This window comes from Gilliamella sp. (assembly GCF_024104075.1).
GTDB lineage: Bacteria > Pseudomonadota > Gammaproteobacteria > Enterobacterales > Orbaceae > Gilliamella > Gilliamella bombi.
On sequence record NZ_JAGGHR010000005.1, the window covers coordinates 39,630 to 55,536 of the forward strand.

Below are 15,907 nucleotides of genomic sequence, written 5' to 3' on the forward strand. Positions count from 1 at the left end.
TCTCCTATTTCCTTTACTTAATAGACAAACAAGTTTGGACAATATCTGCTTGTGCCACTTCAACTTGTTCGCCTGTTTGTAAATTTTTAATCATTACTGTCTGATTAGCTAATTCATTTTCACCAATAATAACTGCTATCTTAGCACCTAATTTATCTGCTTTGGTAAATTGTTTCTTAAAATTACTGCTACCATAATTTGTCATGATTCGCCAATCAGGTAGACCATCACGCAATTGCTCTGCAACACTTTGAGCAACTGAAATGGTTTTTTCATCACCAGAGGTGATCATATAAATATCAATCGAATTATCACCATTAAATGATGGATTAACCGCTTGAACTAATAATACTAAACGTTCAACTCCCATTGCAAAACCAACTGCTGGTGTTGGTTTTCCTCCAAGTTGGCCTACAAGACCATCATATCGTCCACCACCGCAAACGGTTCCCTGTGCCCCTAGGCTGTTAGTTACCCATTCAAAAACTGTTCGATTATAGTAATCCAAACCGCGTACTAATCTTTGATTAATATTATATTCTATCCCAGCACTATCCAATAGTCGGCATAAGCTTTCGAAGTGAATTTTGGACTCCTCATCTAAATAATCAAACAATTTTGGAGCTTGATTCAGCAGCTCTTGAACAACTGGATTTTTTGAATCAAGTATGCGCAACGGATTAGTATACATTCTACGTAAACAATCTTCATCCAATTTATCTTTATATTGTTCAAGAAAAGTAACTAATGCATTTCGATAGTTGACCCTAGCCTCAAGCGAACCAATTGAATTAAGTTCAAGAGAAGTATGCTGTTCGATACCAAGTGCTCTCCAAAAACGAGCCGTTAATAAAATCAGCTCGGCGTCAATATTGGGCCCTTCAAGTCCAAAGACTTCAACACCAAATTGATGAAATTGACGATAACGCCCTTTTTGTGGTTTTTCGTAACGAAATGCCGGTCCTAAATACCAAAGGCGTTGTTCTTGATTATAAAAAAGTCCGTGCTCAATTCCTGCACGAACACAACCTGCAGTAATTTCAGGGCGTAAAGTAATGCTTTCATCATTTCGATCATTGAAAGTATACATCTCTTTTTCAACAATATCGGTGATTTCTCCGACCGCTCGCTTAAATAGTGCGGTATCTTCAACAATAGGCGTTCTAATTTCGTTGTAGCCATAACTGTTTAGTACACCTTTAACGATTTTTTCAATCTGTTGCCAACTTGCACTATCTGTTGGGAGTAAATCGTTCATCCCTCGTATAGATTGGATCTTTTTCTCTGTCATTTATTTATTCACTATCTAATAAAATTATAATTCAGTTGCTGCAATTCTGTTTTTCAATATTAATGCTTTAGCACGAATTCTAGCTTCTAACTCATCAATCATTTGTTCATTATCAATACGACCAATACGTACACCATCTTCATAAAAACCACTTTTGTTATGACCGCCAGCAACTCCCATAGTTGAAGCTAATGCCTCCCCAGGACCGTTAACCACACAACCAATAATTGATACATCCATCGGTGTAATAATATCTTCTAATCGCTGTTCTAATGTATTGACTGTATTAATCACATCAAACTCTTGGCGAGAACAGGTTGGACAGGCAATAAAATTAATGCCACGAGACCGTATACGCAGCGATTTTAAAATATCAAATCCAACTTTCACTTCTTCTGTAGGATCAGCAGCTAAGGAAACTCGAAGTGTATCGCCAATGCCTTCTGATAGCAATAACCCCAATCCAATGGCCGATTTAATAGCACCACTTCGAACACCACCTGCTTCAGTTATACCTAGATGTAATGGCTGCTTTATTTGCTTAGCTAGCAATCGATAAGCATCAACGGCAGTAAACACATCAGATGCTTTTACACTGACTTTAAACTGCTCAAAATTAAGTCGATCAAGTATATCGACATGGCGCATCGCTGATTCAACTATCGCTTTTGGTGTAGGTTCACCATACTTTTCTTGAATATCTTTTTCTAGAGAACCAGAATTAACGCCGATTCGTATCGGGATATTTTTATCTTTAGCACAATCAACAACAGCTCGAATTCTTGATTCATTACCTATGTTGCCAGGATTGATTCTTAAGCAATCAACGCCATATTCAGCAACTTTTAATGCAATACGATAATCAAAATGAATATCAGCAATGAGTGGAACTTTTGCCTGCTGCTTAATAAATTTAAAAGCTTCAGCTGCATCCATTGTAGGTATAGAAACACGCACAATATCTACACCAACACGTTCAAGTGCTTGAATTTGGGCTACTGTTTTTTCTACATCTGTGGTTCGAGTATTTGTCATTGATTGAACTGCAATCGGAGCTCCACTACCAATAGGAACATTGCCGACATAAATTCGGGTAGATTCTCGTCTAACAATTGGTGAATCTTGATGACTCATACATACTTAACCATTTTACAAAATAACTAGTAATGATCTTAACAAGATTTAAGACAAATGTCTGTATGAGAATAAGAAAATTTGCTAACTATTAACACGAGTAGCTGAGGCTGGAGAAATATAATGACTTACTTCAATAAGATTACTTTTATTATCTTTATTGGCATAATATAAAATTACACCAAGCGCACAAAGAATTATAAATATTCCCCAAAAAATAAAAGGAGCTTTTCTAGTTCTTTTTGTTTTAAATGCTTGCGTTTGAACTTTCTTTTGTTGAGACTTAGATTGTTTAGTTAATTCATCGAAATACGGTTGATAGTGTTCTGATGATAAGCCAACAATTTCGGCATAAGAACGAATATAACCTTTTACAAAAACAAGTGGGACGTGAGGTAATTGGTCATTTTCGATATCAACAATTACTGTCTTTCGCACATGAATTTTATTGGCAATATCATCTTGAGTTAATCCCATTTGTTCTCGTAAATCAACGAGCATCACTCCTAATGAAATATTATCCATCATACCCTCATTTAATACTAATCGTTAGCTAATTTAATCTTTACAAACAGTTACATATTTTTACAATTAATCAATTTTATTTGCATTAAACCATTGTGCTGGTTTTTCAATTTCATTTTGAGCTGCAACTAATTGTAATTCATATTCATCTTGTTTTAAGGTTTCAAGCATAACCGCATACACGGCCGAAGTAGTATGTTCTAAAGCTTCAACCAATGATTTCCCAAGTAAAACATTAGCTAAAAAAAGTCCACTTGTCATATCACCAACACCAACGGGTTGTCTTACACCAAAGTCAACTAGTGGTCGGTCAATATGCCATGCTTCTCCGCTAGTTACAAGCAACATTTCAAAGCGATCAATTTTATATCCAGCTCTGCTTAAATGTTTAACTAAAATCGCTTTAGGCCCTTTTTTACATAACTCTCGACAAGCTAAAATTGCTTCATCAACATTATTAATACGTTGTTTTCCATTAAGCTCTTCAAGTTCCAAAATATTGGGTGCCATCATATCAGCCATAGGCAATGCTGTATTGCATAAAAACTCAGAAACACCTGGTGCAACAAAACATCCTTTTTCAGGATGTCCCATTACAGGATCGCAAAAGTAAATAGCATTAGGATTAACAGCTTTTACTTTTTTAACTATTTCAATAATTGCATTACCTTGTTCAGGTGATCCCATATAACCACTTAATACTGCATCACACCGTTTCAATTCATCAATTTCATTAATTCCATCAGCAATTTCGCTTAAATGCGATGCAGACATTACCGTTCCAGTCCATTGTCGATATTGAGTATGATTAGAAAATTGTACGGTGTTTAAAGGCCAAACATTTACGCCTATTCGACGCATAGGAAATACAGCCGCACTATTCCCTGCATGACCAAATACAACATGTGACTGAATCGATAAAATATTTCTCATGAAATTAACTCCAAATTAACAAACAGTAATATTTTTTACCACGACGAAGTAAAGTATAACGATTATATAGTTTATCGCTATCAGTAAAATGATAATCAGTTGTAGTGTTACGTTCACCATTAACAGAAATAGCATTAGATTCAATCATCGTTCTAGCTTGTCCTCTTGATGGTGCAAATTCCGCATTAACAATTGCTTGTTGTAAATCAACATTTTCCTCAACAGCTAATGTTGGCATACCATCTTGAGCTAATTGTTCAAAATCAGCTTCAGACAAGTCAGTTAATTTACCAGAGAATAGACTTTCTGTAATACGTTTTGCTGCGATCAATCCTTCTTCACCATGAACTAAGCGTGTAACTTGCTCAGCAAGTACATATTGAGCTCGTGGTGCAACACCACTATTTTTATCTTCCTCTTCCAATGCATCAATTTCACTTAGAGGCATAAATGTGAAGAATTTTAAGAATCGATAAACATCAGCATCAGCAGTATTTATCCAGAATTGATAGAATTTATAAGGACTTGTCTTCTTAGGGGCTAACCATACGGCACCACTTTCAGTTTTACCAAATTTGGTCCCATCGGATTTAGTGATTAACGGTACAGTCAAACCATAAACTTGTTTTTGATGTAAACGACGGGTTAAATCAATACCTGCAGTAATATTACCCCACTGATCAGACCCACCAATTTGTAAAACAACATCATGTGATTTATTCAAACAAGCAAAATCATAAGATTGTAACAAGCTATAAGAAAATTCAGTAAATGAAATACCCACCTCATCACGATCTATACGTTGTTTTACTGATTCTTTATTAATCATCGCATTAACTGAAAAATACTTACCAACATCACGTAAAAATGTCAGTACATTCATGCCACTAAACCAATCATAGTTATTAGCCACAATCGCTGAATTTTCACCACAATTAAAATCTAAAAATGGTGACACTTGTTGTTTGATCTTTTCACTCCACTCAATAACTGTTTCCTCAGTATTAAGTTTTCGTTCAACAGCTTTAAAACTTGGATCGCCAATTAATCCAGTTGCTCCCCCTACAAGCGCAACAGGTTTATGACCAGCTAACTGAAAACGTTTTAAACAAAGTAATGGAACTAAATGACCGAGATGCAAACTATCTGCTGTTGGATCAAAACCACAATAAAGCGCAATAGGATTTTGTTCAATTTGTTCTATTAGTGCTTTTTCATCAGTAAGCTGAGCAATCAGCCCACGTTCTTGTAGTTGTTTGATCACATTTTTTGTCATGATATTTTACCTATTAAATTTATTACAGTTATATTCTAGTTTAAATAAAATTTATTCTAATTTATTTTGTTGTGATAACGTTTATACGCTTGTTTAAAATGATCTGCTACTGTTTCGTTTGGTTTTTTATCAAAAAGACTAAAAATAATAATAGCTATAGAAGCAAATAAAAATCCAGGGATAAGCGAATACAAATTAAACCAATTAAAATTAATCCATAGCAACACAGTTACAGTACCAGTTATCATTCCAGCTAGCGCCCCATTACGTGTCATACGTGACCAAAAAACAGAAAATACGATTATAGGACCAAACGCCGCACCAAATCCAGCCCAAGCATGACTCACTAAATCAAGTACACTATTATTTGGATTAATAGCTAATAAAATAGCAATAACTGAAACTAATAGCACCATTATACGACCAACCCAAACCAGTTCCTTCTGTTTTGCTTTTGGTCTAAAAAACGCACGATAAAAATCTTCTGTTAGAGCACTTGAGCAAACTAATAACTGACAACTTAATGTACTCATGACTGCAGCTAAAATAGCTGCCAACAAAATACCAGCAATCCAAGGATTAAAAAGTAATTTCGACAATTCGATAAAAATACGTTCATGTTTACCATCGTTAATCAAGTAAGATAAATCTGGATTATGAGCAAAAAAGGCGATACCAAAAAAACCAACCGTGATTGCGCCAGCTAAACACAAAATCATCCATGTCATACTAATCCGTCGAGCGTTTTTCATTACTTCATGTGAATCAGCAGCCATAAATCTGGCTAAAATATGAGGTTGCCCAAAATATCCAAGCCCCCAACCTAATAATGAAATAATGGCAATAAAATCCATATGAGCAAATAAATTGGTATAATCTGAATTGAGCGATTCAATATATATCAATGCATCAGAAAGCCCACCAGCATTCACCATAACCATAATTGGCGTTAGAATAAGTGCAAACATCATTAAACTAGCTTGAATAGTATCAGTCCAGCTTACTGCTAAAAAACCACCGATAAACGTATAGGCAATTGTTGCACCTGCACCCGCTAACATCGCCCAGCCATAGCTCATACCAAATGTACTCTCGAATAACTTTGCGCCTGCAACTACACCAGAAGCACAATAAATGGTAAAAAATATTAAAATAATGACAGCTGAAATAATGCGTAGAAGTGAGCTTTTATCATCAAATCGACGAGCAAAATAATCGGGTAAAGTTAATGAATTATGATTGATTTCAGTAAAGACTCGTAATCGTCCTGCAATGAGTAGCCAATTTAAATAAGCACCAATAATCAATCCGATTGCAATCCAACTTTGTGAAATACCAAACAAAAAAACAGCACCAGGTAATCCCATTAATAGCCAACCACTCATATCTGATGCGCCAGCTGAAAGCGCAGTCACAACACTACCGATACGACGCCCACCTAAAATATAATCACCAAAATTTTGCGTTGAGCGAAACGCAAAAAAACCTATGGCAATCATACCTAAAATATATACAGCAAAGGTGACAATCATTGGTAAGGGCATATCTTTAAAAAACCTTATTTGATAAAATTAAGAAATAGTACGCTAGCTTATCATAAAATGACTATGCTAAAAAGTCAGTGAGTATAAATGTGAATAGACAAATAATAAAAAACTAAACAACATTAAAAATAAAAATATCTTACAATTATTAATCAGTATGTTTCATCGTTCCCATCTATATTAAAAAAACTAAAGGCAACTTACAGATAAACAGTAAATAAAAGTATATAATATGCACCTTACTATTTTTTAATAAAATTATTTTGTGAAACAATCTACCCGAATTCAAATTCTAGAAAGATTAAAGGATCATATTAAAGATCCAACAACAGAACTAGTGTATGCAACACCTTTTGAACTATTAATCGCAGTAGTACTTTCTGCTCAAGCGACTGACGTTAGTGTAAACAAAGCCACAAAACCACTGTTTGCTATTGCAAATACGGCTGAACAAATTTTGGCTCTTGGTATTGAGAAATTAAAAAGCTACATCCGCACCATTGGCCTTTATAACAGTAAAGCAGATAACATTATAAAAACATGTCAAATTTTGGTAGATAAATATCAGGGTGAAGTCCCTGAAAGTTTTGATGCACTAATTGAATTACCGGGTGTTGGTCGTAAAACGGCAAATGTTGTGTTAAACACCGCTTTCGGTTGGCCTACCATTGCAGTTGATACACACATATTTAGAGTAAGCAACCGTACAGGTTTTGCACCAGGTAAAACGGTAGAGGTTGTTGAAGAAAAATTACTGAAAGTCGTACCTAAAGAATATAAAATAAATTGTCACCACTGGCTAATATTACATGGCCGTTATACCTGTATTGCTAGAAAGCCTAGATGTGGATCCTGTGTTATAGAAGATTTGTGCGAATTTAAAGAAAAAATTTACCCAGAGTAGAAATCAATGCCAAATAAATTTAATTTAGACCAAGATGATATAAACTTGTTTAAAAATAGTATTGGTAACATCACCAAAAAACTAAAACAAGATACTGTCGTTCATAAACCACAAAAACGTTCACAAAAAGCAATAGAAACCCAAAAACAGCAATATGAAAAAATTAATGCTGAATTTTATTTTTCTGATGATTATCAGCCGCTATTGCAAGAAGACCCAATTCGCTATAGCCGAGAAAATGCAGATCCCTACGAAGTAAAAAAATTGCGTCGTGGATTTTATGAACCAGAATTCTTTTTGGATCTACATGGGTTAACTCAACAAGAGGCTAAAAAAGAAATTGCAGCTCTTATCGCAGCATGTTTACATGAAAGAGCTCATTGTGCTTGTATCATGTATGGACATGGGAAAAACATCTTAAAAAAACAAACACCCATGTGGCTAGCTCAACATCCTCATGTTATCTGTTTTCATCAAGCACCTAAAGAATTTGGTGGCAACGCAGCACTTCTTATTTTATTTGATATCGAGAACAAACTAATAAATAGTTAGCTTTTGAAAACTTAACTATCTAGATAATCATAAAAATAATTTTTTACTCTTCTTCCGTCAATTTTCATCTAAACCTTTGTGATGACATTAGCATGTAGATAAAAAAACAAAAAATAAAATAACGTTAACTAAAGAATAATGTTTAAAAAATAGTTGTTAATAACATAAAACAAAAAAACCAGCTTAGCGATAACGTCAAGCTGGTAAACATTGGAAGCAATGTGAGCAATGTCATACTTTTTCAAAAGCCTCTAAAGCTCTAACAAAGTACGAATTAATGATAATGATTATCATTAACAAAATCAAGCATTTTTTTATTTTTCTAAGCTAAATAAAAATAAACGCTTTATTCACTAATTTCATAATAAGAGGATTGATATTTAACAATATAAAAAATAAGCAGAATATTCCTATTCTGCTTTTTATAAAAAATTATACGCAATGGCTAATTTAGGCGAAATAAAATAGAGTATAATACTTATTATTTTTGATAAATAAATTCAACACCTTCTTCATCGCTTTCGTCCCAGTCATCAAAATCATCGTCATCATCAAAAGCCTCATCCATTGCTTGTTGATGGTAATCATCCCACATAAATTCCACTTTTTCAGGTGATGACTCTTCTTGTTCGGCTTCACGTGGATGCGCATTGATATATTCCATTAAGTCCCAACATAAGGCCTTTATACCTTCTTGATTAATGGCTGAAATAATATAATATTTATCTCGCCAATCAAGTGCCCTAGCTATTTCAGCTGCACGTTTAGTGCTCTCTTCAGGACCTAATACATCCATTTTATTAAATACCAACCAACGTGGTTTATTAGCTAATTTTTCACTATATTGTTGAACCTCTTTGATTATTACTTTAGCATTTTCTATCGGATCTGATTCATCTACTGGTGCCATATCGATCAAATGAACTAAAACACGACAACGTTCAAGATGTTTTAAGAAACGAATACCAAGTCCTGCACCGTCTGATGCCCCCTCTATTAAACCAGGAATATCAGCAACAACAAAACTTTGTTCATTATCCATTCTTACTACACCTAAACTAGGCACTAAGGTAGTAAATGGGTAATCTGCAACTTTCGGTTTAGCTGCTGAAACTGAGCGAATAAAAGTTGATTTACCAGCATTAGGCAAGCCCAACATCCCCACATCAGCAAGTAATAATAATTCTAATAATACATCGCGCTTTTCACCTGGAGTACCATCAGTTTTTTGTCTTGGCGCACGATTTACCGATGATTTAAAACGCGCATTTCCAAGCCCATGAAAACCGCCCTTGGCAACCAATACTTTTTGTTGGTGATGCGTTAAATCACCAATAATTTCACCTGTATATTTGTCGGTAATTCGTGTTCCCACAGGCACTTTAACGGTAATATCTCGACCACGCTTACCCGTACAATCAGAACCTTGTCCATTTTGGCCACGCTCAGCGCGGTAATTTTTTTCAAACTGAAAATCAACTAATGTATTTAAATTCTCATCAGCAATAAAAAAGACATCACCACCATCACCACCGTCGCCACCATCAGGACCACCTTTAGGTATATACTTTTCTCGGCGAAAACCGACACAACCATTTCCACCATCTCCAGCTTCAACACGGATTGATGCTTCATCAACAAATTTCATTATTCTTCCCCTTTATTGCGGTTAATTAGCCAGCCTTTCCTTGGATGCCAAATATAATGTCCAATGGTCGCAAACATAGCACCCGCAACAACAGATACTGCACCAATATAACCTAAAATATTTAAATATTGCATAGCAAACTTTTCAGGCAAAATTAAAGCAAACAAATCTGAAAAGATGAGCGAAAATAATGGCGTTAAAGTTGTTATTGCACTCACTTGTGCTGCTTGCCAGCGCTCCATAGCCATCACTAACGCACCATAAGCAATAATAGTATTTAAACCACAAAATATGATAGCAAACAGTTGAGTTGCATCAGCATTTATAATTTTACTTGACGACGTAAAAGGCAACAAAAAAACAGTACAAATAAGGTAAATTAACCAAAGTAACTGTTCTGCACGTAATTTCTGTAATAGTACTTTTTGAGCAAGCGCATAGCAAGCCCATGATACCGAAGCCAGTAAACCAAGCCAAACACCAATACCATACGAAGCCATATTAGAAAACAGATCTACAATATTTTTATTAAAAAATAACGCAAGCCCAACTAATAATACTAAAATACCAATAATTTGAGTCGGCCTGAGTCGCTCTCTAAAAATAAAAGCACTTGAAATCATAAAAATCACAATGCCAGTTTGCCCGACAACCTGAGCAGTTGTAGCTGAAAGATACTGAACTGCACTAGCAAACAGTGCAAAATTACCCAACAACCCAAAACCTGCAATCATCAATAAAACAAAACGACGATGTTTTCTGAACATCATTAAATTAGGAAATTGCTTTTTGTAAGCCAACCAAATAGTAATACCAAGAGCTGAAATAGCCAATCTCGACCAAGCTAATGTCAATGGATCAACAACCACTAGCGCATATTTCATTGCAATTGGCACAATGCCCCACATCACTGCGGTTAACATGGCAAGTGCAAAACCTAATTTAACATTTTGCTGCTTTATCATATCACCATCAATTTTATATTAACTTCAAGAAATGAAAAAAGCCCCACAATAATTGTGAGGCTTCCAAAACTTTTTGAACCGTTTATGAATTAACTGTTAGCAACTACACTAACATAACGACGATTCTTAGGTCCTTTAACTTCAAACTTTACTTGTCCATCAATTAAGGCAAATAAGGTATGATCACGACCACAACCTACATTAGTGCCTGGGTGGAATTGAGTTCCACGTTGACGAACTAAAATGTTACCAGCAAGAACTTCTTGACTACCATAACGTTTAACACCTAAACGTTTACTTTGGGAATCACGACCATTACGTGATGAACCACCAGCCTTCTTATGTGCCATTGTTCGATACTCCTATTAAGCGATTGCAGTGATCTTCACATCAGTGAACCACTGACGGTGACCTTGTTGTTTACGATAGTGTTTACGACGACGGAATTTAACAATTTTCACTTTATCGCCACGACCGTGTTCAACAATTTCTGCTTTAATTGTTGCACCTTCAACAAACGGAGCACCAACTTTGATGTCTTCACCATTTGCTACCATTAAAACTTTATCGAAAACAACTTCTGCGCCTGTTTCGACTTCAATTTTTTCCAAGCGAACGACTTGTCCTTCGCTAACTCGGTGTTGTTTACCACCACTTTGGAAAACTGCGTACATACTTAACTCCGCAATAAAAAGCAGACGATTACTTGATTAAACATATATGTCTGCGTGATTAATCTTATAGGGCGTGAATTTTACGCAAATTTTATTCTTGTTGCAAGCGCTGTTTAACAAAAGATCGCAAAAAGTTACAAAAAAGATCAGATAGATACTCTTTTCAAGCTACAATAACCATAAATTACTATTTAGCTAAAATAAAATTACAAAATAATATTGAGTGTTTATATGTCGAAAATAAAAATTCGCCCCACCGAATCAATTATTAATCGTTTAACACTATTACTGTTCTGTTTAGGTGCTATTGCTTTAATCGCTTTATCGTTTTCAATCCAGGTAGCCAATGATACAAAAGGTGGGGCATATATGGTTAATCAATTAGGCTTACTAAGAATGAAGAACTACCAAATACTAACAATGGTTCCACTCAATAAGAAAGATTATGATAATTTAAATATTTTTATTAATCTTTCTTCATCACAAAAACATTTAACGCTTTTAAAACGCTATAATTTAATTAATGAATTTAATCAGTTAGAAACTGATTGGAATACTCGACTTATTACTAAAATACAGCAAGCACAAAAAATCGATGAAATAAGAATTGATATTGAAAGCTATGTTGCTCGTATCAACCATTTGGTAGATAAGATTGATCAAAAAACCGAAAACAAAATTTATTATATTTCTCAAGTACAACAATTATTTATTGTTATTATCGTAATTTTTTTAGCTGTTCAAATTTATTACTTACGTTACTACCTTCTTGCACCATGGCAAAAATTAGTTAGTATGGCTGAAGCAATTTCTAGCCACAATTTTAAAGCGCGTTTTAATATTAAAAGCAGAAAGAATGAATTTGATCTTTTAGGGCTAGCTTTTAACAAAATGTCCGAGCAAATTGAATCACAATATTTATTGTTAGAAAAACAAGTTGCAGAAAAAACAGCTAAATTACAACAAACCAATAAAATTGTTTCATTTCAATATCAAACAATTAAGCAACTACATACTTCAGAGCCATTGTGTGAACGTTTTCTAAAAATACTACACAAATTAGAAGATTTAGTACCATTAACTCAATTTAAAATCCGTTTTTATGAATCAAATGATCCTGAGCATTATCAACAAATCAGTTACGATAATGAGCAAAAATTACCTTATTGCCAAAATTCTAAATGCAAAGCTTGTTTAATCTCATCAAAATCTTATCAAAAAAATAACTTTCAACGCCATTGGCACCTTCAAGAAAACGGGGAAAAATATGGGATATTATTTGCTTTGCAGCCAAAAAATATCATATTAACCAATGAACAAGAAAACTTAATTGTGGGAGTTATCGAGCAAATGACTACTGCAATGAAGCTCGATAGACAAATTGAACAACAAAAACAATATTTATTAATAAAAGAACGCTCAGCAATGGCCAGAGAGCTGCATGATTCCATTGCTCAATCTCTATCTTGTTTAAAAATACACCTCAGCTGCTTACAAATGCAATCAGATTTAACATCACAAAGCAGTATTGATTTATTGGCAACAATGCGTAAAGAAGTCAATATAACCTACTCTCAACTAAGAGAACTAATTACCTCTTTTCGCTTACGCCTTAACCAAACGGGTTTTTATGCAAATTTAATGGAATTAATTGAGGAATTTAATCAAAAATTACAATTCAATATTCAGTTTGAATATTTATTGCCGCTGAATATTATCAATAGTAAATATGCATTTCATTTATTACAAATTATTCGTGAAGGACTAAATAACATATATAAACATGCTAAAGCCACACAGGTTATTGTCAGTTTAAAAATTGATGATCATCAAATTATTTCTGTCTGTATTGAGGATAATGGCATTGGTTTACAAAACAATATTAAACAGGATAATAGTTATGGTCTAATCATTATGCGTGATAGAGTTGAAATACTAAATGGTAATTTAACAATAAACAGTCCTCCCCACAAAGGGACACAAATTATGATAGCATTTAAGGTTAATAAAACCATTTCATTCAAAGCAATAGAAGAGTAAAAATGGAACAAATAAATTGCTCAATACTTCTTATTGATGATCATCCAATGTTAAGAAATGGCGTAAAACAGCTGATAAATACAGTCAACCATTTTGACATTGTGGGAGAAACTGGCTCTGGAATAGAAGGCGTTAAATTAGCCGAAGAGCTTGATCCTGATATTATTCTACTTGATATCAATATGCAAGATGTTAATGGATTAGAAATATTACGCTACTTGCGTGAAAAAAAAATATCGAGTCGCATTATTATGTTTACAGTATCAGATGCAAAAGAAGATATAATCACCGCACTAAAAACAGGTGCTGATGGCTATTTATTAAAAGATATGGAGCCTGAAGATTTTCTAAAATCACTACAAGAAATCTCGATTGGAAAGCTAATTATGGATAATGCTATTTCACATATTATCCTCAATTATATGCGTAATAACGAACAACTAACTACAAAACAAATGCATGATGTCAGTTTATTGACACCAAGAGAAAATGAAATTTTTAATTTATTAGTACAAGGACTACCAAATAAGCTAATTGCAAAAGATTTAGGTATCGTTGAAAGCACAGTCAAAGTACATATCAAAAGTATATTCAAAAAACTTAATTTTAAATCAAGAATGGAAATGACAGTATGGTATTTACAAAGTAAGGAATAAACGTATACATTGAAAAATAAAATATATCTTGTTCAGCGATGCACCAGATAAAATCATTTATTCAACAGAATAACAAACATCACAAAACGGAGTATAGCATTTAAAAAATATAGAAAACTACCATGATCTATTATAGAATTAGATTAAAAAACAGCCACTATTTATAATAATAAAAATACCAAATCTAAACTAGGAATATTTGAAATGCCAATATTGATAAATGCTTATTCTACAGTCACTCATCCACCAGCCATTAATTTTCCCTGCGAGCGTCTATACCATCGCGGATTGGATGATTCTGAGTTGACGAAACACCTTGATGGTTTTATCGGTTATGTCATGCAAGCAGGAGATGGGCAGATGAATTCACGCCGTTATGCTTTGTATCGCCATATCCAACGAGTTAAACATCAATTTACCTTTGAGATTGAAGAAGATAATTTCAATGAATTTACCACTTGGGGCTGGCAGGCGAATGCAATTATATTTATGCCTGATGGAACTATTCGGAATCCTGACGGAGATGTATTACAAGATCCTGATGGTAACATTGATTTAGATGTAATCGTCCCTTATCCACTAGAAGCATTAAAGCGAAAAACAAAAACTGAACAGTATTTAGCCAAATTGGGGTTGCATACACCTACACATTTACCACCGGTTATTGCCGAATCGGAAGTAATACTTAGAACATCTGACGAAGTAGCTAAACGAGCCTTAGCAATAATGTTAACAGGTATTCAGGCTGAAAGTTTTAGAGAAAATGATCCAATTAATCCGATGGAATTTAAAGAACGTTGTCCAATGGGGTTTGAGGCTTTATCAAATAATGAGCGTGACTTTATTTATAGCGGGCAGCCGACAGAGCAAGATGTGATAGATATGTCTTGGAAATACGAAGCATTATTACCTTTACAATGGGCTATCAATTGGCAATCTGAGCTCCCTTTTGCTGATACTATCTGCGATGTTTCATCGTTAGTTGACCAAGGAATGCAACATAGTGGACAAGATTTTTCAACCGTGGCCTTAAGACCAGTTAGTGAATTGTTGGATGCTTTAGATTTACACTACCGCTTACATTGGATAACCACAGATTTTCGAATGAAAGATAAGCAACCTCCCGCATCGATTATAAGTGATGTTATTCAAGAGCGTCATTATGCTTTAAATTGGTTAACCAATTTTGAAAATGCTGATTGGGATGATGTCGATACACCAACCTAATATTTTCATCTTCTCATTTGTTGACATCATATTTAATATGGTGTCAAAGTTCTAAATATTAACCATAATATCAAAGCTAATAAATAGTTTAAACTTTCGTTTTCTATCTTTTTAAATCGCTAAATATTTGCTGATTATGTCACATCACCATAAAAAGAATTAACACGATCCTTACCAAAATATTATACATAGCCCCCTCTATCATTTTTTTATTTTGATAATATTGTTGTTCATATTGTTCTAGCAATACCTAGTTCTTGGCTGAACAACCACGCATACAATAATAATAGATTTCAATATATTTAAATAGTGCTTTATTGGCTAGCATCCTCGGTCACTGCGAACGAGCATATTTTTAAGAAAGTAGCGCCGAAACAAAGCTTGCTTTAATGTATTACAGACTAAATGACGGTCTAGGTAACGACTCGTTTGCCTAGCTTTTCGATATTATGAAAGTTAATATTCCCCCATAAAATCGTTCAGGTAGCGTATTGATTTTATTAAAGTTTTTATATTTAATGTTTTTGTAAAATCAAAT

The 15,907-nt window shown here is 34.2% G+C and carries 15 protein-coding genes; 5 read left to right on the forward strand and 10 right to left on the reverse strand.

The genetic code is table 11. The annotated features are described in order from the left end of the window. Positions 1-13: 13 nt before the first annotated feature. The 6 genes from hisS to putP all read right to left on the reverse strand — a co-directional run bounded on the left by hisS (position 14) and on the right by putP (position 6,703). Positions 14-1,291 (reverse strand): histidine--tRNA ligase, encoded by a 1,278-nt coding sequence (gene hisS, locus J6569_RS02685; protein ID WP_065590197.1) that lies wholly within the window; start codon positions 1,289-1,291, stop codon positions 14-16. A gap of 24 nt (positions 1,292-1,315) precedes the next feature. Beyond that, on the reverse strand, positions 1,316-2,425 hold the full coding sequence (gene ispG / locus J6569_RS02690; RefSeq protein ID WP_065590198.1) for a flavodoxin-dependent (E)-4-hydroxy-3-methylbut-2-enyl-diphosphate synthase: 1,110 nt from the start codon (positions 2,423-2,425) through the stop codon (positions 1,316-1,318). An 84-nt stretch (positions 2,426-2,509) separates the two neighbouring features. After that, positions 2,510-2,953 (reverse strand): helix-turn-helix domain-containing protein, encoded by a 444-nt coding sequence (locus J6569_RS02695; RefSeq protein WP_296299857.1) that lies wholly within the window; start codon positions 2,951-2,953, stop codon positions 2,510-2,512. 63 nt (positions 2,954-3,016) lie between these two features. After that, entirely contained in the window at positions 3,017-3,883 is an 867-nt protein-coding gene (pdxY, locus tag J6569_RS02700; RefSeq protein ID WP_296317471.1) for a pyridoxal kinase PdxY, read from the reverse strand. 4 nt (positions 3,884-3,887) lie between these two features. After that, complete coding sequence (gene tyrS / locus J6569_RS02705) at positions 3,888-5,162, reverse strand: tyrosine--tRNA ligase (RefSeq protein WP_366941229.1); 1,275 nt, start codon at positions 5,160-5,162, stop codon at positions 3,888-3,890. 53 nt (positions 5,163-5,215) lie between these two features. Continuing rightward, positions 5,216-6,703, reverse strand: coding sequence for a sodium/proline symporter PutP (gene putP, locus J6569_RS02710; RefSeq protein ID WP_176701303.1), 1,488 nt, complete (start codon positions 6,701-6,703; stop codon positions 5,216-5,218). A 265-nt stretch (positions 6,704-6,968) separates the two neighbouring features. On the opposite strand from putP, the gene nth reads away from it, so the two are divergent. After that, positions 6,969-7,607, forward strand: a complete 639-nt coding sequence (gene nth, locus J6569_RS02715; protein ID WP_296317475.1) for an endonuclease III — start codon at positions 6,969-6,971, stop codon at positions 7,605-7,607. A 6-nt stretch (positions 7,608-7,613) separates the two neighbouring features. Beyond that, positions 7,614-8,159 carry an endonuclease SmrB gene (smrB, locus tag J6569_RS02720; RefSeq protein WP_065590202.1) on the forward strand — a complete coding sequence of 182 codons (546 nt, stop codon included), beginning with the start codon at positions 7,614-7,616 and terminating at the stop codon, positions 8,157-8,159. A 481-nt stretch (positions 8,160-8,640) separates the two neighbouring features. On the opposite strand, the gene cgtA is transcribed toward smrB, so the two are convergent. From cgtA to rplU, 4 genes are all read right to left on the reverse strand, one after another. After that, entirely contained in the window at positions 8,641-9,807 is a 1,167-nt protein-coding gene (gene cgtA, locus J6569_RS02725) for an Obg family GTPase CgtA (protein ID WP_085164585.1), read from the reverse strand. After that, positions 9,807-10,772: a DMT family transporter gene (locus J6569_RS02730; protein WP_296317477.1), complete on the reverse strand. Its 966-nt coding sequence runs from the start codon at positions 10,770-10,772 to the stop codon at positions 9,807-9,809. Before J6569_RS02730 ends, cgtA begins: the two co-directional genes overlap by 1 nt. A gap of 89 nt (positions 10,773-10,861) precedes the next feature. Next, positions 10,862-11,122, reverse strand: a complete 261-nt coding sequence (rpmA, locus tag J6569_RS02735; RefSeq protein WP_034915250.1) for a 50S ribosomal protein L27 — start codon at positions 11,120-11,122, stop codon at positions 10,862-10,864. Positions 11,123-11,137: 15 nt separating this feature from the next. After that, positions 11,138-11,446 (reverse strand): 50S ribosomal protein L21, encoded by a 309-nt coding sequence (gene rplU / locus J6569_RS02740; protein WP_025314436.1) that lies wholly within the window; start codon positions 11,444-11,446, stop codon positions 11,138-11,140. A 231-nt stretch (positions 11,447-11,677) separates the two neighbouring features. Here rplU and narX point away from each other — a divergent pair, with 231 nt between their 5' ends. From narX to J6569_RS02755, 3 genes are all read left to right on the forward strand, one after another. Continuing rightward, entirely contained in the window at positions 11,678-13,486 is a 1,809-nt protein-coding gene (narX, locus tag J6569_RS02745) for a nitrate/nitrite two-component system sensor histidine kinase NarX (RefSeq protein ID WP_296301685.1), read from the forward strand. A 2-nt stretch (positions 13,487-13,488) separates the two neighbouring features. Further along, positions 13,489-14,142 carry a two-component system response regulator NarL gene (gene narL / locus J6569_RS02750; RefSeq protein WP_065590206.1) on the forward strand — a complete coding sequence of 218 codons (654 nt, stop codon included), beginning with the start codon at positions 13,489-13,491 and terminating at the stop codon, positions 14,140-14,142. Positions 14,143-14,346: 204 nt separating this feature from the next. Then, positions 14,347-15,369 carry a DUF4272 domain-containing protein gene (locus J6569_RS02755; RefSeq protein ID WP_296299869.1) on the forward strand — a complete coding sequence of 341 codons (1,023 nt, stop codon included), beginning with the start codon at positions 14,347-14,349 and terminating at the stop codon, positions 15,367-15,369. Positions 15,370-15,907: the final 538 nt, after the last annotated feature.